Below are 21493 nucleotides of genomic sequence, written 5' to 3'. Positions count from 1 at the left end.
AGACGTCCCGTCGTCCCCGGCGGATCAGCGCGCGACGCGGACGCGGTGCTTCGCAAGGCAGAGGGATGTCCGCGTACGGGACGTACGCGCATGTTCCGGCAACGCCGCGAGGTGCCGTAGCTGCCGTCGCGCGACCGTCAGGGATCGCGGGACAGCCTTGAGACCGCCAGACCGCCAGACCGCGTACCGCCGAGAGCCAGGGGCGACGGCCCGTCAGGAAGGGGCTCCATGCCGAACACCGAACAGAGTCAGCGAGCAACCATGGACCGCACCACGACATCTCGGCGACCGGATCTGACCGGCCTGCTCGACGTGCTCCGCAGCGAGGCCGGGGACGACGCAGGGGGGCGGCCCAGCGATACCGCCCTGGACGCGCTGCGCGGGAGCGGGCTGCTCCGGCTGCCCGTCCCGGCGGAGTACGGCGGCCTGGGCGGCTCCTGGCGCGACGTGAACGCGGCGATCACCTCGCTGTCCCGCGTCGACGCCTCCATGGGCATCATCCTGTTCCTGCATCACGCCGCCGTCAGCCGGATCATCGGCTGGGGTTCGGAGGAGCAGAAGAAGCGCTGTCTGACGGCGGTCACCCGGGACGGGCAGATCTTCGCCTCGTCCTGGAGCGAACCGGGCGCGGGCGCCGCCAAGCAGCACATCGCCACGACGGCGACCGCGCGCGCGGACGGCGGCTGGGAACTCAGCGGCGCCAAGACGTTCACCACGGGTGCCGGGGTCGCGGACCTCTATCTGATCCTGGCCCGTACCGGCGACTCCGGCCCCGCCACGGGCAGTTACGGCCAGACGAACCAGGGCATCTTCGTCGTCGAAGCGGCCGGGGCCGGCTTCGGGGTCGACGGGGTCCTGGACCTGGCCGGTATGCGGCGCTCGGCGACCGGCCTCATCCGGCTCGACGCCTACACGGCCGGGTCCGGGGACATGCTCGCCCTCTCCACCGACACCCCGACGGTCATCGGCCATCCCCACGTCCTCGGCCTGACACTGGGGGCTGTCGCGCTCGGCGTCGCCGAGACCGCCCACGACCTGGCACTGGAGGCCGCCCGCCGGCGCTCCCTCGTGGACAGCCCGCTCTACCGGCATCTCCTCTTCGAACTCGGCTCGCGCCTCGCGGCCGTCCGGGGTGTGGTCGACGCGGCCACCCGGCCGGACGGCGACCGCACGGTGCCCGCCCTGACCGCGAAGGTGTTCGCCTCGGAGACGGCCGAGGCGATCTGCCGGGGCGCGCAGGAGATCGCGGGCAGCGCCGCCTTCTCCCGCGCCCATCCGCTGAACCGGCTCGCCCAGGACGCACGTGCTGTCACCCTGATGGGCCCGCCCAACTATCTCTGCCGCGAACTGGTCACCGCCGGCCTGGGCACTCTGTGACCGGGGGAACCACGACCGCCTCCGGGAACGGGACACCGCGGATCGGTGCCGTTGTCCTGCCGGAGCACAAGTGGCCGCGGGCGCGGGCGATCTGGCAGAGCCTGGACGGGCTCGGCCTCGACCACGCCTGGTCCTTCGACCACCACTCGTGGCGCTCGCTGCGGGACGCGCCGTGGTACGACGCGCTCAGCACGCTCACCGCGGCCGCCGCCGTCACCGACCGGATCCGCCTCGGCACCATGGTGGCGACGCCCAACTTCCGGCACCCCGCCGTGCTCGCCAAGCACGTCATGACCCTGGACGAGATCTCCTCCGGCCGCTTCGTGCTCGGTATCGGCGCCGGCGCTCCCGGGGCCGACGCGCGGCTGCTGGGCACGCCGGACCTGGCACCGGCCCAACGGGCCGACCGGTTCGAGGAGTTCGTTGAGCTGTCCGATCTGTTGCTGCGGCAGCCGGTCACCACCCACCGGGGCACCTACTTCGACACCGTGGACGCCCGTATGATCCCCGGCTGCGTCCAGCGGCCCCGGGTGCCCTTCGCCATCGCCGCGGCCGGGAAGCGGGGCCTGGAGCTCGCCGCCCGGTACGGGCAGTGCTGGGTGACCATCGGTGACGCCCGGCAGCCGGGCAGCCGCACGGAGGAGGAGAGCTGGAAACTCCTCGCCCTGCAGCACTCCCGACTGGACGAGGCCTGTGAGCGGGTGGGACGCGCGGTTTTGGACATCGACCGTGTGGTCAATATCAGCCGGGTGGTCGAGTCGCCGTACGCGTCACCGGGACGTTTCATGGATGTGCTGGGGCGGTGTCGGGAGCTCGGATTCACCGACGTGGTCGTCAACTATCCCCGTACACAGGGGATATTCGCCGGGAGCAGGGACACCTTCGAGAAGGCCGTCGACGCTGCCCTGACCTCCAGGTGATCCCCCGTCGGGCCGGTGTCTTCCGGGCATTCCCAGGCACCCGGAACAGGCCACTTCCATGTGGATTCGTTGAGTCGCACCTGACCGCTGCATACGATGCAGCGCGATGGGGGGAGGCGGAGCACAGTGACCGTCCGTGCCGCGCCAGACGTCCTCGCCCCTGCGGCTGCAGATGTGATCCGGCTTCATCTCGGGGGGCGTTCGTGCAGGTCAAAGTCTTGGGGCCGCTGTTTCTCGGAGGTGCCGACACGGAAGTGGACTGCGCCCCCACCGCACCGAAGCCGCGCCAGCTCCTCGCGCTCCTCGCGCTGCACGCCAACAAGGTCGTCTCCACCTCCATGTGCATCGACGAGTTATGGGCGACCAGCCCGCCGCCGAGCGCGGTCACCACGGTCCGTACCTACGCGATGCGGATTCGCCGTGCCCTGCACAGGGCCCGCACGACGGCTGGGCTGACCGGCACGGAACTGCACACCCGGCAGCGCGGCTACCTGCTGACCGTCGCGCGGCCAGAACTCGATCTGTTCCGCTTCATGGACTGTGTCGACGACGCGAAGCGCGCGCTCTCCGACGACAACTGTGAGCGCGCGGCGGCGACACTCAACAAGGCTCTGAGGCTCTGGCAGGGCCCGCCACTCGTCGACATCCATGCGGGCCCGCTCATCGCGACCCATGTCGCCCGGTTGCAGGAAGTCCGCTTCAGCAGCCTGGAACTGCGCATCGAGGCCGAGCTGAAGCTCGGACTGCACAACGAGCTGATCGGTGAACTCGTGGGCCTGGCGGAGGAGTACCCGGTCCATGAGAATCTGCACGCGCAACTGATGGTCGCCCTCTTCCGGTCCGGGCGCCAGGCCCAGGCCCTCGCCGTCTTCCGCAAGCTGCACCACACGCTGGCCGAGGAGCTCGGCATCGAGCCGTCCCGGCGGATCAAACGGCTGCACGAGGCGTTGCTCTCGGCCGACCCCGAGCTCGAACCGCCCCGGTGCCGGTCCGGCGCGCTGGTGCGCACCCTCGACCTGCTCACCAGCGGCCCGGCCGCCTGACACTGGAGTCGACACGTGTCAGCTCGACGCCGCACGCCGGGACAGACCATAGGCGTGCGCCGCCGACACCAGGGTGACGTGATGGTGCCAGCCGCAGAACGACCGGCCCTCGAAGTGCCGCAGGCCGGCCGTCTCACTCAGCTGCTCCAGCTCCCGGGCGGCCTGGGACTGCAGGGACAGGAACCCGAACACCGCCGAGGTCTGCGCAACTTCGACATTGGTGATCCACACCGACTCGGGGCCGCCGCGGTCCGGGGGACATTCCGCGATGACCTTCCGGGCCCGCTGCGGACGTCCGGCGCCGCCCGCGGCGTACGGCGGCGTGCCGGGCGGCAGCGGGGCCGTGACGTAACGAGGGCCGCGGGGCCGGCCGTGGCACCAGTGCTGTGTCGTGCCCCGGCGGCCGGCCGACCGGGCCAGACCTCCGGCGCCGGTCACCACCTCACCGGATTCGAGGCGCGCCAGGGGGGCGGTGGCCGAGGCCCGCACGATGTACTGCAGTCCACGGATCTCCAGACCGCGGATCAGCAGGTCCGCGGAGGGGTTTCCACGTGCCTCCACCACCACCGGCGGCGGTTGCATGCCCCAGGCGAGGACCATCTCGTCCAGGGCCTCGAACAGATAGTGCCAGCGCGAGCGGTGCCGCTCGTGGCCCGGCACCCTGCTGCGGGAGCGACGCTCCTCGTCGGCGTCCCAGGACGGTGGCAGCAATAGCCGCCAGTTGATCGGCACGGAGCCGTCCGGGCACACCAGCATGACGGTGAGCCCCAGTTGGCAGTTGAGCACCCGGCCGGCGGTCTGCGAGAACTGCCGGTCGACACCGACGGAGCTCTTGCCGTTCTTCGGCATGACGACTTCGCCGACCACCCAGGCCGTGGGCCGCAGGGCGGTGGCGGTCTCCTGGCCGAGGTTCCGGCGGACCGGTTCCCACGCCCAGGAGCTCTGGTTGACGAACTGCTGCAGGCTCTGATCGGCCCGCTGCCCCAGGACCCACTCGGAGATCCGGCGCACCGACTTCCGGCCGGGGACCTCCACCAGGCCGCGCACGTACACCTCTCCCCAGCGGCGCTGGTCGGCACGGGACATCGAAGTGAACAGGAAGGCACAGAACCGGGACAGGTCATCGCTCGAAGTCAGCACCGGTCCAGGCTGCGCGGCGCGGATGGAAGCCGGATGGAGGCGATATCGAGGCCGCATGTACCGGCGCGGCCGGCGTGCGCGTCAGGCGTCGCGTCCGCCAGGGCGCGCCGGACGCGGCGGGAACTACTGCGGGGCGGGTACGGCGTCCTGATTCGGGCCTTCCTTCTGGCCCGCTGTCGTCGCCCTGCGCAGTCCGGGGGCCAGTACCAGCGTCGTGACCAGCGATGCCGCGGCCGTCACCACGATTCCGGTGGACGGCGACGTCAGTTCGGCCACCGAGCCGGCCAATGCCGCCCCGACCCCCTGCATGGTGAGCATCCCCGAGCTGTGCAGGCCCAGAGCCTGACCACTCAACTCGTCGGGGGTCAGCGCCATCAGCTGGTTCTGGAGCAGCAGCCCGGCCGCGTACCCGAGTGTGGCGACCGTGACCAGCACCAGGGCGATGGGCAGGCCCGGATGCAGCGCGAACAGCAGGTAGGGGGCGGCGAGCAGCACGCAGAGCGGGACGGCCAGCCGGTCCCGCCACCGGGCGGGCAGGAAGCGGCCCGCGACGATGTCCCCGACCAGCATTCCCACTGCGCCGAAGGCGAAGAGCAGGCCGGCGTTGCTGGGCGAGTACGGGACGTAGAGCGACTCCACCCCCACGATCAGGCCATTGGGCACCCACAGCGCGAGGTAGACGTACCGCCGGGGAACCGAGGACCAGAGCCGTGCGTTGACGCGCCAGGTCTCGGCGACCGACGTCTTCCCGGCGCCCCGGGGCGGCCGCCTGGTGAGCCCGCAGCGCGCCACCACGCCGGCCAGCAGATACAGGGCGGCGGACAGGAGCAGGGTGCCGCGCGCCGAGAACACCATCACCAGTGCGCCGCCGAGCGCGAATCCGCAGATCTGGATGATTCCGACCGACATGTTGAGGACGGAGCGCCCCATCAGGTAGCCGTCCCTGGTCAGGATCTCGTTGAGCAACCCGTACCGCACCCCGCCGCTGACCGACCCGACGACGCCGAGCCCCAGCAGCACCACGAACAGCGCCCAGACCGGCAGCCCAGGGATCGCCTGCAGGGCCGTACCCGCGGCGAAGAGCAGGCTGAGGCCCGTGATGGCTGCCCGCGGCGGCAGCCGGTCCGCCCCGGACAGCACGGTGGCGGCCCCCACCATATGGGCGAGCGCGGGGGCGAACATGGCCAGTGAGGACAGGAGCGCCGAGCCGGTCCGCTGGTACACCAGGATGCCGAGGGCCAGTCCGCTCACCGTCTGAGCCGCGGTCTGCCCCGCGGAGGCGAGGAAGAGCGGGGTGAACTCCTTGGTACGGAAGAGTTCCCGATAAGTACGCATGGCGGAGATTCTCTCCGGCGTCATCGACGGATCGCCAGATTTTCGCGGGGAGGCGAAACCAATGCGCCGGTGACGGGCCGGCGCGGCCCGTTCCCGCCGGAAGCCGGTTCACCGCCTCTCCCCCGGCCGGGGCGCCCGCGCGGTCCACCTGGGCGAGCACCAGCGGCTCCGCACCCGCGCCTCCGGCTGCTGCGAGCCGTCCGAGCGCCCGTGGCCGACGGCCCGGCCGGCCCTCGTCGGACCCTCGCTCCACGGCCGCGAGTGCACCGGTGTACGCACCCACCCCTTCGCCGCCCACGCGTGGGCGGAAGCGGAGGGAAACCGATCGGTGAACCCCACCCCGCCGGGTCACCACCGGCCGCTGCTCACCGTCCCGCCGGCGGACGGCGGAGGGAACTCCGGCGTTCGGAAGGGATCTTGACACCCACGTACGCGGGAAGTGGCCCTGTGCGGATCGGCGCGGCGCTACTCTTTCGCCGGGAGGCCGAACGATGAGCTGGTGGCAGGTCAGCGCCGACACACTGGCCACGAGCCGGTTTGTCACCTCTCCGCTCGCCGAGACCACTGCCTGCCTCAAGATCCTGCACCGGGGCGCGGCAGCGCATGCCGGTGAGCGCGACTGGCTCGACGCCCATCTGCCGCGCTACCGGGAGCGGTTGGCGAGGGACGCGACCACCGCGTCGCTGGTCCGGGCGGCGCTCGGGCGCAGCTGGAATGCCACGTTCCTGACGCCGACGCCCGCCGACACGGGCGACCGCGCGTTCGCCGAAGAACTGGAACAGGTCCGCCGGACCCCCGCGGCCACCGCCCGCGCCGATCTGCGCGAGTCGCTGTCCGGCCCGCTGCCCGCTCCCCTCGACCGCAGCGACGACCTCGCGGAGCGCGCGGCCGACCTGCTCGCGTGGGTATGGACCGAGACGGTGCTGCCCTCGTGGCCGGTGCGCAAGCACATCATCGAGGCCGATGTCGTGGCCCGCACGGCCCGGTTGGGACAGGGCGGCTGGGCGACGGCCCTCGCCGGCATGCGCCCGGGTATGCGCTGGCTCGGGCAGAACCGGTTGCAGATCACCACCTGCGACAGCCCGTCGCTCGAAGTCTCCGGCGCACAGCTGATGTTCGTCCCCGTCACCCCGAGCCAGAGCTGGGTCTGCTGGAACGCGCCGGGGGTGGCCGAGGACCGCACCGTGCGCCGGTGTGCGGTGGTCTACCCGTGCGCCGGGGCTCTCGCCGGGACCGGGCGTGCTCCGGTTCCCGAGTCCCTGGGTGCGCTGCTCGGCACCGGGCGTGCCGCCGTGCTCGTGCTGCTCGACACCCCGAAGAGCACCACGCAGTTGGTTGCCCTGACCGGCCAGGGCCTGGGCTCTGTGGGGCGGCACCTCAAGGTCCTGCTTGAGGCCCGCCTGATCCAGCGCAGACGCGCGGGCCGGTCGGTCCTGTACTTCCGCTCGGCCACGGGCACGAACCTGGTGGACGCCCAGTCCGACTGAGACGGGACACGCCCGTCCGGCACAGGCACGCACCGAGGCGCACGCACGGACGGGCGAGCCGGTCCCGGGGACAGCCATTGCCGCGTTATTCTCCGAAACCATCGCCCCGCACGTGACGGATCGCTTGGAGAAGGAATGCCCGTACGCGTCACGAGACCGGTCCCGGTGACCGCCGAAGGCCCCAGCAGCGCACCGCAGCAGGATCATGAACCGAGCATTCGCCTCCGATGAGCGCGCCTCGCGTGCGATCGACGCGACACGCTTGCCCGAGGACGTCATGGCACGCATCGACGCCCTCGCCCCGGGAGAGGACCTGGTGATCACCCGGGACGGCGAACCGGTCGCGAGGATCTCCGGCGTCCCCGGCACCGTCGTCATCGGCACCGTCGTGGATCCGGTCACGCCGAGCGCGGCCGACGAGGAACCGTCGGTCACCGACGAGGGCGTCACGGTCGTCGTGACGGCGATGAAGCTGTCGGACGCGGCCCGTGCCTCGCTCTCCGACCGGCTCGGCGCGGACTACATCGTGCTCGACCTCCAGGCGGCGCCCGTATCGGCCGATGTCCTGCTGGTGCCGCCGGTCAGCCCGCAGCTGATCGGGAGCCTGCGCTCGGCGTTCCCCGAGGCCCGGGTCGTCGTCGCCGAGATCGAGGACGACGAACTAGGCGTCAGCTACCGAGGCCCGGTCCGACGCCTGCTCGACGCGGGCGCCGAGGCCTACCTGCCCCCGGCAACCGTCCCCCACCTGGCACAGCTGCTCGACCGCACCCTCACCCACCCCGGCCGCCCGCTCGACGGCTCCTCCACACCGGAGATCGAATCCCTCACACCGCAGATCGCACCGCGTCGCGGGACACCGGAATCCCCGCGGTGATCGATCCGAACGCTCGCGCGGGGGCGGGCAGAGGTCCGGCCACCGCACGGCGTCACCCCGTCACACCATGAGGAGACCACCGGACGCGGCGCCCGGGTATCGGCCTCACGGACCGCTCACACGACCGGCAGGACCAGTTCGGGCCGGTCCCACATCACCGCGGGCGGGTTGGCGGCCAGGGTGCCGACACGCTCGGCTCCGACGCTGCGGTAGAAGCCCTCGGACGGCGGGTGCGAGACGATCCGCACCCGGCTCAGCCCGGCCCGCCGCGCCTCACCGCGCAGATGGCCGACGAGGAGACGGCCGATGCCCAGCCCCTGGGCATCGTCGGCGACGAACATCAGATCGAGTTCAGGCGGCGACAGGATCAGCGAGTAGAAGCCGAGAACCCGGCCGGTCCCGGTGGCGGCCCCGGCGCCCGTACCGACGCCCACGCCCGTAACGGCGCCCGGTCCGGTACCGTCGCCCGGTCCCGTGGTGGCACCCGCGACCGCGGTGGCCACGAACACCTGGTGTGCCTCGATGTAGTCCGGCCCGACCCGGTAGCCCGCGGTCATCGCCGCGTAGGGGCCCTCGTAGGCGCGCGAGGACCTGACCAGACGGGTGAGCCGTTTGGCGTCGCCCGCCGTCGCCCGCCTGACCACCACGTCGTCGCGGTGCGTACCGCCCCCGGGGAACGTAATGCCTGAAGTCATACGGGGAGTATTACTCATCGGCCGGGGCGGGGGGCTCCCGGGCGGTTGCCGCACCCGGCGTGAGCGCCGCGTCCGCGCCGAAGGGCCGGAGGTCGCACGGCGACCCCCCGGGCGGCATCAGGACCGCCCCCTCCTTCCCGGAGGGAGCGCACCTCCCCGCCGGGTCAGGACCCGGCGTGACCGGCGTGCACGGTGAACGCGACGGTGCGGACCTCGCCGTCGTGCCGGAAGTCCAGGAACAGCCGGTAGGCGCCGCTGCTGGGCGCGGTGGCCGTGAAGGACACCTCCGGGCCGGGGCCGCCCTCGTTCGGGTGAACGTGCAGATAGGCGAGGTCGCCCGAGCGCAGGGCGACGAGGTGCCCGTACGCCCCGAGGTAGGGCTGGAGGTCGGTGACCGGGCGGCCGTTCCTGCTCACGGTGAGCTTGAGCTCGCCCGGCTTCCCGGCGCGCAGGGCACCGTCGAGGGCGACCTCGTACCCGTCGGCAGCGGCGGTGCCGCGGACCGGCGGCAGGGGCTGCGGGCGGGCATCGCCCGCGACGGCCAGATCCGCCCCGAGCGTGCGGCCGGTGGCCCCCTTGCCCGCGGGAGTGAAGTCGGCGAAGGCACGGTACCCGCCGGCGTCCGGCAGCCTGACGACGGTGGACCAGGTGCCGTCCGCTCCGCGCACGGGGTGCACATGGCGGTACTCGGTCAGATCGCGCGAGGCGATGATGAAGTGCATTTCCTTGGTGTGCTCGCGCTGGAACGCGGTGACCTTGCGGCCGTGCTCGTCCTTGATCGCGAAACGGATCTCGCTCCGGGCCCCGGCGGTCAGGGTGGGGGTGTCGAGGTCCAGGGCGTAGCCGCCCTCGGACACCTGGAGCCCGCCGGCCGCCCCCCGGTCCCCGCCCTCCCCTCCTTCGGCCGCTCCCGCCGCCTCGTCCTGGTGGCCGCCGTGCCCGTCCGGCCGATCGGCGGCACCGCCGGGCGCGGCATGACCGGGCGCGGCCTCGAACACCGGGTCGGCGCCGTTGCCCACGCCGTAGGCGGTACCGAACGTCGCGGCGAGCGCGGCGGCGAAGGCGGTGATCCTCAGTCCGGTGTTCATGACGGTCTCCTTGTGCCGGCGGATGTCGATGACGGGCGCCGTCGATGGCGGACGCCAAGGACGGGTGTTCCTCCCGACACCCACCAACATACCCCCTAGGGGTATGGAGTCAAGCCCGGAGGCCGCTCAGCCGGACACCACCAGCTCGCCGCGCAGCCGCTCCACCGTCGTTTCGGGGATCCGCAGCCCGTTGCGCACATATCCGCCGAGCCCGCCCCACCGCTCCTCCATCGCGTCCAGCGCCACGTCCAGATAGCGGGGACGGACCTCGGTGATCGCGGCGGCGATGCCGGGGTCCCCGCCCGCGTCGAGGAACTTCTGCACGTACGGCGCGAAGGCGGCCCGCACCGCCGGGTTCACCGCCAGGAACTCCGCGCGCACGACCTCCCGCGAGGCACCCACGATCATCAGCAGGACGGCCGCCGCCCAGCCCGTACGGTCCTTGCCCGCCGTGCAGTGGAAGAGCACGGGCCTGGCCCGCGCGTCGGCCGCCGTCTCCAGGAAGGCCCGGTAGGCGGCCGCGGCGGACGGCGAGAGCACCAGCTGCCGGTAGGTGTCGGCGAAGAGCCCCTCGGCCCTGCCGCCGCCGAGCGCACGGTCCGCCTCGGCCGGGTCCGCGAGCAGCGCCCGCAGCCGGGCCGGCGCGACCCCGGGGTTCCCCCCGAGCACATCGGCGACGAACAGCCTGGCCCCGGCGGGCAGGCGGTCCGGGGCCCACTGGCGCTCGTCGGCGGTACGCAGGTCGACGACGGTACGAATACCGAGGGCGGCCACCGCCATGTCCCCCTGCGGATCGAAGTCACTCAATTGCCCCGAGCGCAGGAGCACCCCCTGCCGCACCCGACGGCCGCCCCCCAGGGCGATACCGCCCAGATCGCGCAGATTGACAACGGTGGCGGCCGGGACGGCCCGGGCGGTCTGCACGATGAAATGCCTCTTTCCCTATGAGTTCAGCGAATTACGCATATCAGGATCAAAGTCGCACGCGCCGCACGAATCGACAACGGAAAACGCCGGACACCACCCGGGGCGTCGACCGCTCGCCCGTCCGCGCCGCCCCGGCGCACACACCGGCGGGCCCGGTTACGCCACGGTCCGTAAAGGATCAAGTGCGTTCCGGAGAGGGCAAGGTCACAGGTGGTTCCCCTGCTGCTCATTCCATGCCCTGACCTAACATCTGAGCATGACGGTCCTGCCTGCTGACGGGCTCTCCCTGGCCGCCGAGTTCCCTGACCCTTCCCGTGACCAGTGGCAGAGCCTTGTCGAAGGCGTACTGCGCAAGTCGGGCAAGGAAGTCTCGGGCGCGGCGGCCGAGGAAGCGCTGTCCACCACACTGGAGGACGGGCTCACCACCCGCCCCCTCTACACCTCGCACGACGCCTCGCCCGACACCGGTTTTCCCGGCTTCGCCCCCTTCACCCGGGGAAGCAGGGCCGAGGGGACCGCGGCGGGCGGCTGGGACGTACGGCAGCGGCACGCGCTGACCGACCCCGCCCGGCTGAACGAGGCCCTGCTCGGCGATCTGGAGAACGGTGTCACCTCGCTGTGGCTGGCCGTGGGCGGCCCCGACGGGGTCCCGGTCTCCGGCCTCGCCCGCGCGCTGGACGGTGTCTATCTCGACCTGGCCCCCGTAGCCCTGGACGCCCCCACCGAATTCGACTCCGCAGCAAGGGAGTTGATCCGGCTCTGCCAGGAGCGCGGGGTGGCGGCGGATGCCGTGCGCGGCAGTCTCGGCGCGGACCCGCTCGGCCGTGCGGCCCGCACCGGCACCGAGGCCGACTTCTCGGCCGCCGTCCACTGGGCCCAGGTGTGCGAGCGCGAGCATCCCGGGCTGCGCGCGCTGAGCGTGGACGCGTTGCCGTACCACGGGGCCGGTGGTTCGGCCGCCGAGGAGCTGGGGCTCTCCCTGGCCACCGGGGTGGCCTGTCTGCGGGAGCTGACCGGGGCGGGCATGTCCGTCGAAGCGGCCTGCGCACAGCTGGAGTTCCGCTACGCGGCCACCGCCGACCAGTTCCTGACCATCGCCAAGCTGCGGGCCGCGCGCCGGCTGTGGGCGCGGGTCGCCGAGGTCTGCGGGGCCGCCGGGGCGGGTGCGCAGCGTCAGCACGCCGTGACCTCACCGGTGATGATGACGCGTCGTGATCCCTGGGTGAACATGCTCCGGACCACGCTGGCCTGTCTGGGTGCGGGTGTCGGCGGCGCCGACTCCGTGACCGTGCTGCCGTTCGATCACGCGCTGGGCCTGCCGGACGCGTTCGCCCGGCGGATCGCCCGCAACACCTCGACCATCCTGATGGAGGAGTCGCATCTGGCCCGGGTCGTCGACCCGGCGGGCGGCTCCTGGTACGTGGAGCGGCTCACCGACGAACTCGCCTCCGCCGCCTGGTCCTTCTTCCAGGAGATCGAACGGGCGGGCGGACAGGCCGCCGCCCTGCGTTCCGGGATGGTGGGTGAGCGGCTCGCCGCCACCTGGGCCGCCCGGTCCAAGGACCTGGCGCGGCGCAAGGAGCCGGTGACCGGCGTCAGCGAGTTCCCGCAGCTGTCGGAGCGGCCGGTGGAACGCGAACCCGCGCCCGCCGCCCCCGGTGCGCCGGGCGGGCTGCCCGTCGTCCGCCGCGACGAGGCCTTCGAGACACTGCGGGCCCGGTCGGACGCGCACCTCGCGGCCACGGGTTCACGTCCCAAGGTGTTCATCGCCGCCCTGGGAGACCCCGCCGCGCACACGGCGCGGGCGTCCTTCGCCTCCAACCTCTTCCTGGCCGGCGGGATCGAGACGGTGCACGACCCGGTGTCGGTGGACGCGTCGTCGGCCGCCGGCGCCTTCACCGCCAGTGGGGCGACGGCCGCGTGCCTGTGCTCCTCCGACCCGCTGTACGCCGAGCACGCGGGGGCGGTGGCCTCGGCGCTCCGCTCCGCGGGCGCCGGACAGGTGTTCCTCGCGGGGCGGCCCGGCGAGTACGCCGGTGTCGACTCCTATGTGTTCGCCGGCTGCGACGCGGTCGCCGTCCTCTCCTCCGTACTCGACCGCATGGGAGTGGCGTGATGCAGACCCCCGAGACGACCCCCGCGAAGGCCCCCGGAACGGCTTCCGGGACCCGTGAGACGTCCTCCGGGGCGCCCGTGGGCCCGGTTCCGGACTTCTCCACCGTGGCGCTCGACTCCCCGGCGCCGCCCGCGGGCGGCGCCGACCAGTGGCGGGCGGCCGTGAAGGAGTCGAGCGGCGGCAGTGAGCAGGACCTGCTGTGGGAGACCCCCGAGGGCATCACGGTCAAGCCGCTCTACACCGGGCAGGACCTCGAAGGGCTGGACTTCCTCGGGACCTACCCGGGCATCGCCCCGTATCTGCGCGGCCCGTACCCGACGATGTACGTCAACCAGCCCTGGACCATCCGGCAGTACGCGGGTTTCTCCACGGCCGAGGAGTCCAACGCCTTCTACCGGCGCAACCTCGCGGCCGGGCAGAAGGGTCTGTCGGTCGCCTTCGACCTGCCCACCCACCGGGGCTACGACAGCGACCACCCCCGGGTGACGGGCGATGTCGGCATGGCCGGGGTGGCCATCGACTCGATCTACGACATGCGACAGCTCTTCGACGGCATCCCCCTGGACAGGATGTCGGTGTCGATGACGATGAACGGCGCGGTGCTCCCCGTGCTGGCGCTGTACATCGTGGCCGCCGAGGAACAGGGCGTACCGCCCGAGAAGCTGGCCGGGACCATTCAGAACGACATCCTCAAGGAGTTCATGGTCCGCAACACCTACATCTATCCGCCCGCCCCCTCGATGCGGATCATCTCCGACATCTTCGCGTTCACCTCGCAGAAGATGCCGCGCTACAACTCGATCTCCATCTCCGGCTACCACATCCAGGAGGCCGGGGCGACGGCCGATCTGGAGCTGGCCTACACCCTGGCCGACGGTGTGGAGTACCTGCGGGCGGGCCGGGAGGCGGGACTCGACGTGGACGCGTTCGCGCCGAGGCTCTCCTTCTTCTGGGCGATCGGCATGAACTTCTTCATGGAGATCGCCAAGCTGCGGGCCGCCCGGCTGCTCTGGGCCAAGCTGGTCAAGGAGTTCGAGCCGAAGAACGCGAAGTCCCTTTCGCTGCGCACCCATTCGCAGACCTCGGGCTGGTCCCTCACCGCCCAGGACGTGTTCAACAACGTCACCAGGACCTGTGTGGAGGCGATGGCCGCCACCCAGGGCCACACCCAGTCCCTCCACACGAACGCCCTGGACGAGGCGCTGGCCCTGCCGACGGACTTCTCGGCGCGGATCGCCCGCAACACCCAGCTGCTGCTCCAGCAGGAGTCCGGAACCTGCCGGGTCATCGATCCGTGGGGCGGCAGTGCGTACGTGGAGAAGCTGACGCACGATCTGGCGCGCCGGGCGTGGCAGCACATCGAGGAGGTCGAGGCGGCCGGCGGGATGGCGAAGGCCATCGACGCGGGCATCCCGAAGCTCCGGGTCGAGGAGGCCGCGGCCCGCACCCAGGCGCGGATCGACTCCGGGCGTCAGCCCGTCATCGGCGTCAACAAGTACCGGGTGGAGACCGATGAGCAAATCGAAGTGCTCAAGGTCGACAACTCCTCCGTCCGCAGCCGGCAGATCGAGAAGCTGCGGCGGCTGCGCGAGGAGCGCGACGAGAGCGCCTGCCAGGACGCGCTGCGCGCGCTGACGGACGCGGCCGGACGGAACCCGGGGCCGGGGCTGGAGGGCAATCTGCTGGCCCTGGCGGTCGACGCCGCCCGCGCCATGGCCACGGTCGGGGAGATCTCGGACGCGCTGGAGAAGGTGTACGGCAGGCACGCGGGCCAGATCCGTACGATCTCCGGGGTGTACCGCAAAGAGGCAGGAGAGTCCCCTTCGGTGGACCGCACCCGCAAGCTGGTCGACGGCTTCGAGGAGGCGGAGGGCCGCCGCCCCCGCATCCTGGTCGCCAAAATGGGCCAGGACGGCCACGACCGCGGCCAGAAGGTGATCGCGACGGCCTTCGCCGACCTCGGCTTCGACGTCGATGTCGGCCCGCTGTTCCAGACGCCCGGCGAGGTGGCCCGGCAGGCGGTCGAGGCGGACGTGCACATCGTGGGCGTCTCCTCGCTGGCGGCCGGGCACCTCACGCTCGTACCTGCGCTGCGCGAGGAACTGGCCGCCGAGGGCCGCGAGGACATCATGATCGTGGTGGGCGGGGTGATTCCTCCGCAGGACATCGAGGCCCTGCACGAGGCGGGCGCCGCCTCGGTGTTCCCGCCGGGAACGGTGATCCCCGACGCCGCCCACGACCTGGTCACGCGGCTCGCCGCCGCGCTCGGCCACGAGCTGTGAGCCGCTGACCGGATGGCTGTGAAGATCGATACCGACGCCTACGCCGGCGGGGTGCTCGACGGGAAGCGGGCGTTCATCGCCCGCGCCATCACCCTGGTCGAATCGACCCGCCCCGACCACCGGGCGCTGGCCCAGCGACTGCTCGGCGAGCTGCTGCCGCACTCCGGGCGGGCCCGGCGCATCGGCGTGAGCGGAGTGCCCGGCGTGGGCAAGTCCACCTTCATCGACGCGCTCGGCACCATGCTCACGGGACTCGGGCACCGGGTCGCGGTGCTCGCCGTGGACCCGTCGTCCAGCCGCACGGGCGGTTCCATCCTGGGCGACAAGACCAGGATGGAACGGCTGGCCGTGGACCGGAACGCGTTCGTCCGCCCCTCGCCCACGGCGGGAACGCTGGGCGGGGTCGCGCGGGCGACCCGTGAGTCCATGGTCGTGATGGAGGCGGCGGGCTACGACGTGGTGCTGGTGGAGACGGTCGGCGTCGGGCAGTCCGAGACGGCCGTCGCCAACATGGTCGACACGTTCCTGCTGCTCACCCTGGCCAGGACCGGCGATCAGCTCCAGGGCATCAAGAAGGGGGTGCTGGAGCTGGCGGACGCCATCGCGGTCAACAAGGCCGACGGGCCGCACGAGCGCGACGCCCGCTCGGCGGCACGTGAACTCGCGGGCGCGCTGCGGCTGATGCACCCGGCGGACGCCGCCTGGACTCCCCCGGTCCTCACCTGCAGCGCCCGTGAGTCGAGCGGTCTCGACGCCCTGTGGGAGCGGCTGGAGCAGCACCGTACGCTCCTCGAATCCACCGGGCGGCTGGCGGCCAAGCGCAGCGAGCAGCAGGTGGACTGGACCTGGACGATGGTCCGTGACGAACTGCTGGACAGTCTGCGCGCCCATCCGGCGGTACGGGAACTCTCCCCGGATCTCGAACGCCGGGTGCGGGAGGGCGAGTTGACGGCCACTCTCGCCGCCGAGCAGATTCTCGGGGCGTTCCGCCGGACCTGACCGCGGACGGCGGGGCACCCGGAGAGGGCGCCCCGCCACCGGCCCGTCCCTTTTTTCTTCCACCTGCCCCTGTCCACGTCTCGGGCATGAGTGATACAGTGCGAGTGGCATTTGTGTACGCCCCCTCATGAGGGCGCCGGTGCCGATCCCTCTTTCTCCCGCTGCGACACCTGTCCTCACGGACCGGCGATCCAGCTTCTCGCACGATTCCTCTGTCCGGTCCGGGCGCTCCGCCGCCCGTGTACCCGGTGGTACCCCTTCGGTGCCCCTGGTACGGGGCGTGATTCCGCCGCCCTCCCTTCGCCGGACGCCTCATGCGCCATGTCCGCGAAAGGACCCCTCTCATGACCACCACACTCGAACGCCCCGTAGCCCACGGGGATGACCGGCCTCTGCGGACCGCCGGTCTCCTGGACATCACGGACAACGGGCACGGCACGCTGCGCGTCAGCGGCGGCCACGCCTCCCCCAAAGACGTCCAGGTGTCGCCCGCGCTGATCCGCCGTCACGGCCTGCGCAGGGGCGATGCCGTCGACGGCATCTGCGAGCGGCCACGCGTCCTGGCCGCGGTCGGCCTGGTCAACGGCCGTGATCCCCGGACCCTGCCCGGCCGTCCCCACTTCCGTGACCTCACCCCGCTCCACCCCCGCGACCGGCTGCGGCTGGAAACCCCGGCGGGCGGGGCGGCGATGCGGGTCATCGACCTGTTCTCACCCGTCGGCAAGGGCCAGCGCGGGCTGATCGTCGCCCCGCCCAGGACCGGGAAGACGGTGCTGCTGCAACAGCTCGCCGCCGCCGTCGCCACCAACCATCCCGAGTGCCATCTCATGGTGGTGCTGCTCGACGAACGCCCGGAGGAGGTCACGGACATGCGCCGCTCGGTACGGGGCGAGGTGTACGCCTCGACCTTCGACCGGCCCGCCCGGGAGCACATCGCTCTCGCCGGTCTGGCCGTGGAGCGGGCCAAACGGCTCGTCGAGCAGGGCCGGGACGTCGTGATCCTGCTGGACTCCCTCACCCGGCTGTGCCGGGCGCACAACAACGCGGCGGGCGCGGGTGGCCGCACCCTGAGCGGGGGCGTCGACGCGGCGGCCCTCGGCGGGCCCAAGAAGCTGTTCGGCGCCGCGCGCCTGGCCGAGGAGGGGGGTTCGCTCACCATCCTGGCGACCGCTCTGGTCGAGACGGGTTCCCGTGCGGACGACTACTTCTTCGAGGAGCTCAAGGGCACCGGCAACATGGAGCTGCGTCTGGACCGCTCGCTCGCGGACAAGCGCGTCTTCCCCGCCGTCGACATCGCCCCGTCCGGCACCCGCCGGGACGAACTCCTGCTGCCCGCCGCCACGCTGACGGCGGTGCGGGGACTGCGCCGCGCCCTCCGCTCCAGGGGGGACGGGCAGGCCACCCTGGAGGTGCTCCTGGACAGGCTCCGCCGCACCCCGGACAACGCCACGTTCCTCCGTCAGGTGCACCGGACCGTGCCCGGCGCCTGAACGCCGGGCACGGTCCGGTGGGCGGCCCCCCGGATCAGCCGGCGCCGCCCAGTGCGGTGGAGACCAGCGCCCGCGCCTCGTCCTGTACCCGGCTCAGATGATCTGGGCCCTGGAAGCTCTCCGCGTACACCTTGTAGACGTCCTCGGTGCCGGAGGGCCGGGCGGCGAACCAGGCGCTGTCCGTGCAGACCTTGAGTCCGCCGATGGCGGCGCCGTTGCCGGGGGCCTCGGTGAGGACGGCGGTGATGGGCTCCCCGGCCAGGGTGCCGGCCGTGACCTGGTCCGGGGAGAGCCGGGCCAGTACCGCCTTCTCCTCCCGTGTCGCGGGCGCGTCGACCCGGGCGTAGGCCGGGTCGCCGAAGCGGGCCGTGAGCTCGCCGTAGTGCTGGGACGGGGTGGATCCGGTGACGGCGGTGATCTCGGAGGCCAGCAGGGCGAGCAGGATGCCGTCCTTGTCGGTCGTCCAGACCCGTCCGTCCCGGCGCAGGAACGAGGCACCCGCCGACTCCTCGCCGCCGAAGCCCAGGGTTCCGTCGAAGAGCCCGTCGACGAACCACTTGAAGCCCACCGGTACCTCGACCAGCGGACGGCCCAGCTCGTGCGCGACACGGTCGATCATGGAGGAGGAGACCAGCGTCTTGCCGATGCCCGTACCGGCGGGCCAGCCGTCGCGGTGCGTGTACAGATAGCGGATGGCCACGGCCAGATAGTGGTTGGGGTTCATCAGACCGCCGTCCGGGGTGACGATGCCGTGCCGGTCGGCGTCGGCGTCGTTCCCGGTGGAGATCGTGTAGGCGTCGCGCTGCGCGATCAGCGAGGCCATGGCGTGCGGTGACGAGCAGTCCATCCGGATCCTGCCGTCCCAGTCCAGCGTCATGAACCGCCAGGTCGGGTCGGCGAGCGGATTGACCACGGTGAGGTCGAGCCGGTGCCGTTCGGCGATCCGGCCCCAGTACGCGACCGAGGCGCCGCCGAGCGGGTCGGCGCCGATCCGGATCCCGGCATCCCGAACGGCGTCCAGATCGAGTACGGACGGCAGGTCGTCGACGTATCCGGTCAGGAAGTCGTGGCGCCCGGTGGTCGGCGCGGACAGCGCCCGCGCGTACGGGACGCGGCGGACCTCCTTGAGGCCTCCCTCGATCAGGGCGTTGGCGCGGTCCTGGATCCACGAGGTGGCGTCCGAGCCGGCCGGGCCGCCGTTCGGCGGGTTGTACTTGAAACCGCCGTCCGCGGGCGGGTTGTGCGAGGGGGTGACCACGATGCCGTCGGCGAGACCACCGGTGCGCCCCCGGTTGTACGTGAGGATGGCGTGCGAGACGGCGGGGGTGGGCGTGTATCCGTCGTCGGAGTCGATCAGGGCGACCGCCCCGTTGGCGGCGAGCACTTCCAGCGCGGTGACCCGGGCGGGCTCGGACAGCGCGTGGGTGTCGGCGCCGAGGAAGAGCGGCCCGTCGGTGCCCCGCAGGGCCCGGTACTCACAGATCGCCTGTGTGGTGGCGGCGATGTGGTCCTCGTTGAAGGCTGCCGCGAGGGCCGAGCCGCGATGTCCCGAAGTGCCGAAGGCGACGCGCTGGGCCGGTTCCGCCGGGTCGGGGTGAAGGGCGTAATAGGCCGTCACCAGCCGTGCCACGTCGACCAGGTCTCCCGGCTGTGCCGGCTGCCCGGCCCGTTCGTGCACCATCGGTTCTCCTCGTTGTCGTCGGTCGGTCCGCACCGGTGCCATCACCCGGGTCGGCCGGGCACCACGATATGTACCCGATCCGCGGCTCCGGCTCCGACGGCCCCGGCCGCCCCGGCCGGTTCACGCCGTGGACCGACGGCGAGGAGCGCGGCGCACCGGACGCGGCTGATGCCGTCCGGTGCGCCGGGTGGCTCAACGCCCTTGCAGGGACTTCACGTTGTCTCCGAAGGTCCAGCCCCTCGAACCGTCCCAGTTGAGGGACCAGGTCATCAGGCCCTTCAGCGCGCCGTTGTAGTGGTTCCAGGCCTGGGAGACGAGGCCGGTCGGCATATGGCCGCCTCCGGCACCGGGCTGCGCGGGCAGTCCGGGCACCTGCTTGTCGTAGGGCACCTTGATCGTGGTGCCCTGGATGACGAGCCCGGCGTTGAGGCAGTCCGTCTGGGCGGTGAAGCCCTGGACCGTTCCCGCGGAGTACGAGTCACCGGCGCAGCCGTACATGCTGCCGTTGTAGTACTGCATGTTCAGCCACCAGAGGCGGCCGTTGTCCGCGTACTTCTTGATGATCGGCAGGTACGCGCCCCAGATCGAGCCGTAGACCACGCTGCCGCCGGTGACGTACGCCGTTTCGGGAGCCATCGTCAGGCCGAAGTTCGACGGCATCCGCGCGAGCACGCCGTCGATGATCCGGATGAGGTTGGACTGGGAGGGCGACAGCTGGTTGATGTTTCCCGTACCGACGAGACCTGTCTCGATGTCGATGTCGATGCCGTCGAAGTTGTACTTCTTGAGGATCGGCACCACCGTCTCGACGAAGCGGTCGGCGACCGCGGTGGAGCTGAGGTCGATCCCGGCCGTCGCACCGCCGATCGACATGAGAGTGGTCAGGCCCGATGCCTTGGCCCGGCACATCTCCGCGGGGGTGGCCACCTTGACCGTCGAGTCCATCCCGTCCTCCCACAGGACGGTTCCGTCCGAGCGGATGACGGGGAAGGCGGCGTTGATGACGTTGTAACCGTGTGCCGTGATACGGGAGTCGGTGACCGGGATCCAGCCCAGCGGCGGGTGCACCCCGTTCGCCGCACCGTCCCAGTTCTCCCAGTAGCCCTGGAGCACCTTGCCCGCGGGCTTCGACTTCACCGCGCAGGTCTCCTCCTGCGGCGCGCTCGGCGGTGCGCTCGGCGGTGCCGCCGCGACCAGCATCTGCACGGCGAATGCCGTTGCCAGGCCGATGCCCAGCAGACGTGACGTCCGACCCATCATCTGTGTCCTCTCCAGCCAGGGCCTGCCGCCGCCCGGCGCGAAGGGGTCGCGCCCGGCCCACCCATGTCGTGACCCTGCCAAACGGTAAAGTGGTCCAGACCTTCGGTCAATAGGTCTGGACCAAGCGTGGGTCACGGGGTGGACACCGCGGGGCGCCCACGACGGGCGTCGGCGAGGCCCCGCCAGCGCTCCGCGATGTCCGCGACGGCCGGGGGCAGGGGCAGCTGGTCGAGGATCCGCATGGCGATATGGTCCACGAGGTCACCGATGCTGCGCGGCGCGTCGTAGAACGCCGGCATCGGCGGGACGATGCGGGCCCCCATACGGGAGAGAGCGAGCATGTTCTCCAGATGGATCTCGCTCAGCGGCGTCTCCCTCGGTACGAGGACCAGCGGGCGCCGCTCCTTGAGCATCACATCGGCCGCGCGGGAGATGAGGTTGTCGGCGAGTCCGTGCCGGACCGAGGCGAGCGTCTTCATGCTGCACGGGACGATGACCATCCCCGCGGCCGGATACGAGCCGGAGGAGATCGTGGCGCCCTGATCCCCGAACTTGTGCGTCACATCGGCGAGTTCGGAGAGCTGGCGACTGGTGCGTGAAGTCTCCACCTCGATGGTGGAGCGGGCCCAGGTGCTCAGCACGAGATGGGTCTCCACCTCCGGCACGTCCCTCAGGATCTCCAGCAGCCGGACGGCGAGCGGGGCGCCGGTGGCGCCGGTGACTCCGACGACGAGGCGGGTGGGGGGTGTGGTGATCACAGCGGGCTCCTGGTGCGGTGG

General features: G+C 71.8%; 17 protein-coding genes. 9 read left to right on the top strand and 8 right to left on the bottom strand.

All coding sequences use genetic code 11. The features are described from left to right. Window positions 1–228 precede the first annotated feature (228 nt). The 3 genes from ABT170_RS22915 (at window position 229) to ABT170_RS22905 (ending at window position 3340) form a co-directional block, all read left to right on the top strand. Window positions 229–1377 carry an acyl-CoA dehydrogenase family protein gene (locus tag ABT170_RS22915; RefSeq protein ID WP_351870253.1) on the top strand — a complete coding sequence of 383 codons (1149 nt, stop codon included), beginning with the start codon at window positions 229–231 and terminating at the stop codon, window positions 1375–1377. Beyond that, window positions 1374–2297: an LLM class flavin-dependent oxidoreductase gene (locus ABT170_RS22910; RefSeq protein WP_329945122.1), complete on the top strand. Its 924-nt coding sequence runs from the start codon at window positions 1374–1376 to the stop codon at window positions 2295–2297. The genes ABT170_RS22915 and ABT170_RS22910 overlap by 4 nt, the downstream gene beginning before the upstream one ends. 254 nt (window positions 2298–2551) lie before the next feature. Beyond that, on the top strand, window positions 2552–3340 hold the full coding sequence (locus ABT170_RS22905; RefSeq protein ID WP_329945123.1) for an AfsR/SARP family transcriptional regulator: 789 nt from the start codon (window positions 2552–2554) through the stop codon (window positions 3338–3340). A gap of 18 nt (window positions 3341–3358) precedes the next feature. On the opposite strand, the gene ABT170_RS22900 is transcribed toward ABT170_RS22905, so the two are convergent. Together ABT170_RS22900 and ABT170_RS22895 are read right to left on the bottom strand one after the other, a co-directional pair. Continuing rightward, entirely contained in the window at window positions 3359–4480 is a 1122-nt protein-coding gene (locus ABT170_RS22900) for an IS701 family transposase (protein WP_329945124.1), read from the bottom strand. A 123-nt stretch (window positions 4481–4603) separates the two neighbouring features. Then, window positions 4604–5815: an MFS transporter gene (locus tag ABT170_RS22895; protein WP_329945125.1), complete on the bottom strand. Its 1212-nt coding sequence runs from the start codon at window positions 5813–5815 to the stop codon at window positions 4604–4606. Window positions 5816–6306: 491 nt separating this feature from the next. Between ABT170_RS22895 and ABT170_RS22890 the strand changes: the two genes are divergently transcribed. Together ABT170_RS22890 and ABT170_RS22885 are read left to right on the top strand one after the other, a co-directional pair. Further along, a complete protein-coding gene (locus ABT170_RS22890) occupies window positions 6307–7302 on the top strand; it encodes an ArsR/SmtB family transcription factor (protein WP_329945126.1) in 996 nt (331 codons plus the stop codon). Window positions 7303–7507: 205 nt separating this feature from the next. Beyond that, window positions 7508–8176: a hypothetical protein gene (locus tag ABT170_RS22885; RefSeq protein ID WP_351870247.1), complete on the top strand. Its 669-nt coding sequence runs from the start codon at window positions 7508–7510 to the stop codon at window positions 8174–8176. 116 nt (window positions 8177–8292) lie between these two features. Here the strand turns inward: ABT170_RS22885 and ABT170_RS22880 are convergent, their stop codons facing one another. The 3 genes from ABT170_RS22880 to ABT170_RS22870 all read right to left on the bottom strand — a co-directional run bounded on the left by ABT170_RS22880 (window position 8293) and on the right by ABT170_RS22870 (window position 10883). Continuing rightward, the gene (locus ABT170_RS22880) at window positions 8293–8871 is read right to left on the bottom strand and encodes a GNAT family N-acetyltransferase (protein WP_351870244.1); all 579 of its coding nucleotides are present in this window, start codon (window positions 8869–8871) and stop codon (window positions 8293–8295) included. 164 nt (window positions 8872–9035) lie between these two features. Continuing rightward, window positions 9036–9959: a DUF8832 domain-containing protein gene (locus tag ABT170_RS22875; protein ID WP_351870241.1), complete on the bottom strand. Its 924-nt coding sequence runs from the start codon at window positions 9957–9959 to the stop codon at window positions 9036–9038. Window positions 9960–10085: 126 nt separating this feature from the next. Continuing rightward, window positions 10086–10883 carry a tyrosine-protein phosphatase gene (locus tag ABT170_RS22870; RefSeq protein WP_351870238.1) on the bottom strand — a complete coding sequence of 266 codons (798 nt, stop codon included), beginning with the start codon at window positions 10881–10883 and terminating at the stop codon, window positions 10086–10088. Window positions 10884–11142: 259 nt separating this feature from the next. Between ABT170_RS22870 and ABT170_RS22865 the strand changes: the two genes are divergently transcribed. The 4 genes from ABT170_RS22865 (at window position 11143) to rho (ending at window position 17773) form a co-directional block, all read left to right on the top strand. Continuing rightward, window positions 11143–13002 carry a methylmalonyl-CoA mutase family protein gene (locus ABT170_RS22865; protein ID WP_351870235.1) on the top strand — a complete coding sequence of 620 codons (1860 nt, stop codon included), beginning with the start codon at window positions 11143–11145 and terminating at the stop codon, window positions 13000–13002. Continuing rightward, a complete protein-coding gene (scpA, locus tag ABT170_RS22860) occupies window positions 13002–15284 on the top strand; it encodes a methylmalonyl-CoA mutase (protein WP_351870232.1) in 2283 nt (760 codons plus the stop codon). Before ABT170_RS22865 ends, scpA begins: the two co-directional genes overlap by 1 nt. A 12-nt stretch (window positions 15285–15296) precedes the next feature. After that, complete coding sequence (gene meaB, locus ABT170_RS22855; protein ID WP_329945133.1) at window positions 15297–16283, top strand: methylmalonyl Co-A mutase-associated GTPase MeaB; 987 nt, start codon at window positions 15297–15299, stop codon at window positions 16281–16283. A 344-nt stretch (window positions 16284–16627) separates the two neighbouring features. After that, complete coding sequence (rho, locus tag ABT170_RS22850; RefSeq protein WP_329945134.1) at window positions 16628–17773, top strand: transcription termination factor Rho; 1146 nt, start codon at window positions 16628–16630, stop codon at window positions 17771–17773. A 34-nt stretch (window positions 17774–17807) separates the two neighbouring features. Here the strand turns inward: rho and pgm are convergent, their stop codons facing one another. The 3 genes from pgm to ABT170_RS22835 form a co-directional block, all read right to left on the bottom strand. Further along, complete coding sequence (gene pgm / locus ABT170_RS22845; RefSeq protein ID WP_351870227.1) at window positions 17808–19454, bottom strand: phosphoglucomutase (alpha-D-glucose-1,6-bisphosphate-dependent); 1647 nt, start codon at window positions 19452–19454, stop codon at window positions 17808–17810. A gap of 192 nt (window positions 19455–19646) precedes the next feature. Further along, on the bottom strand, window positions 19647–20711 hold the full coding sequence (locus ABT170_RS22840; RefSeq protein WP_329945252.1) for a chitinase: 1065 nt from the start codon (window positions 20709–20711) through the stop codon (window positions 19647–19649). A gap of 134 nt (window positions 20712–20845) precedes the next feature. Continuing rightward, window positions 20846–21472 (bottom strand): UbiX family flavin prenyltransferase, encoded by a 627-nt coding sequence (locus ABT170_RS22835; protein ID WP_329945136.1) that lies wholly within the window; start codon window positions 21470–21472, stop codon window positions 20846–20848. Window positions 21473–21493: the final 21 nt, after the last annotated feature.

The organism is Streptomyces sp. NPDC001787 (assembly GCF_040297465.1).
Taxonomy (GTDB): domain Bacteria; phylum Actinomycetota; class Actinomycetes; order Streptomycetales; family Streptomycetaceae; genus Streptomyces.
The sequence above is the reverse complement of the archived record's forward strand: the minus strand, read 5'-3'. Positions and strand labels throughout refer to the sequence as shown.

Coding starts and splice junctions, on each gene's coding strand:
- ABT170_RS22915 (WP_351870253.1), top strand. CDS start 229: ATGCCGAACACCGAACAGAGTCAGCGAGCAACCATGGACCGCACCACG.
- ABT170_RS22895 (WP_329945125.1), bottom strand. CDS start 5,815: ATGCGTACTTATCGGGAACTCTTCCGTACCAAGGAGTTCACCCCGCTC.
- ABT170_RS22890 (WP_329945126.1), top strand. CDS start 6,307: ATGAGCTGGTGGCAGGTCAGCGCCGACACACTGGCCACGAGCCGGTTT.
- ABT170_RS22885 (WP_351870247.1), top strand. CDS start 7,508: ATGAACCGAGCATTCGCCTCCGATGAGCGCGCCTCGCGTGCGATCGAC.
- ABT170_RS22880 (WP_351870244.1), bottom strand. CDS start 8,871: ATGACTTCAGGCATTACGTTCCCCGGGGGCGGTACGCACCGCGACGAC.
- ABT170_RS22875 (WP_351870241.1), bottom strand. CDS start 9,959: ATGAACACCGGACTGAGGATCACCGCCTTCGCCGCCGCGCTCGCCGCG.
- ABT170_RS22865 (WP_351870235.1), top strand. CDS start 11,143: ATGACGGTCCTGCCTGCTGACGGGCTCTCCCTGGCCGCCGAGTTCCCT.
- scpA (WP_351870232.1), top strand. CDS start 13,002: ATGCAGACCCCCGAGACGACCCCCGCGAAGGCCCCCGGAACGGCTTCC.
- meaB (WP_329945133.1), top strand. CDS start 15,297: ATGGCTGTGAAGATCGATACCGACGCCTACGCCGGCGGGGTGCTCGAC.
- rho (WP_329945134.1), top strand. CDS start 16,628: ATGACCACCACACTCGAACGCCCCGTAGCCCACGGGGATGACCGGCCT.
- pgm (WP_351870227.1), bottom strand. CDS start 19,454: ATGGTGCACGAACGGGCCGGGCAGCCGGCACAGCCGGGAGACCTGGTC.
- ABT170_RS22840 (WP_329945252.1), bottom strand. CDS start 20,711: ATGGGTCGGACGTCACGTCTGCTGGGCATCGGCCTGGCAACGGCATTC.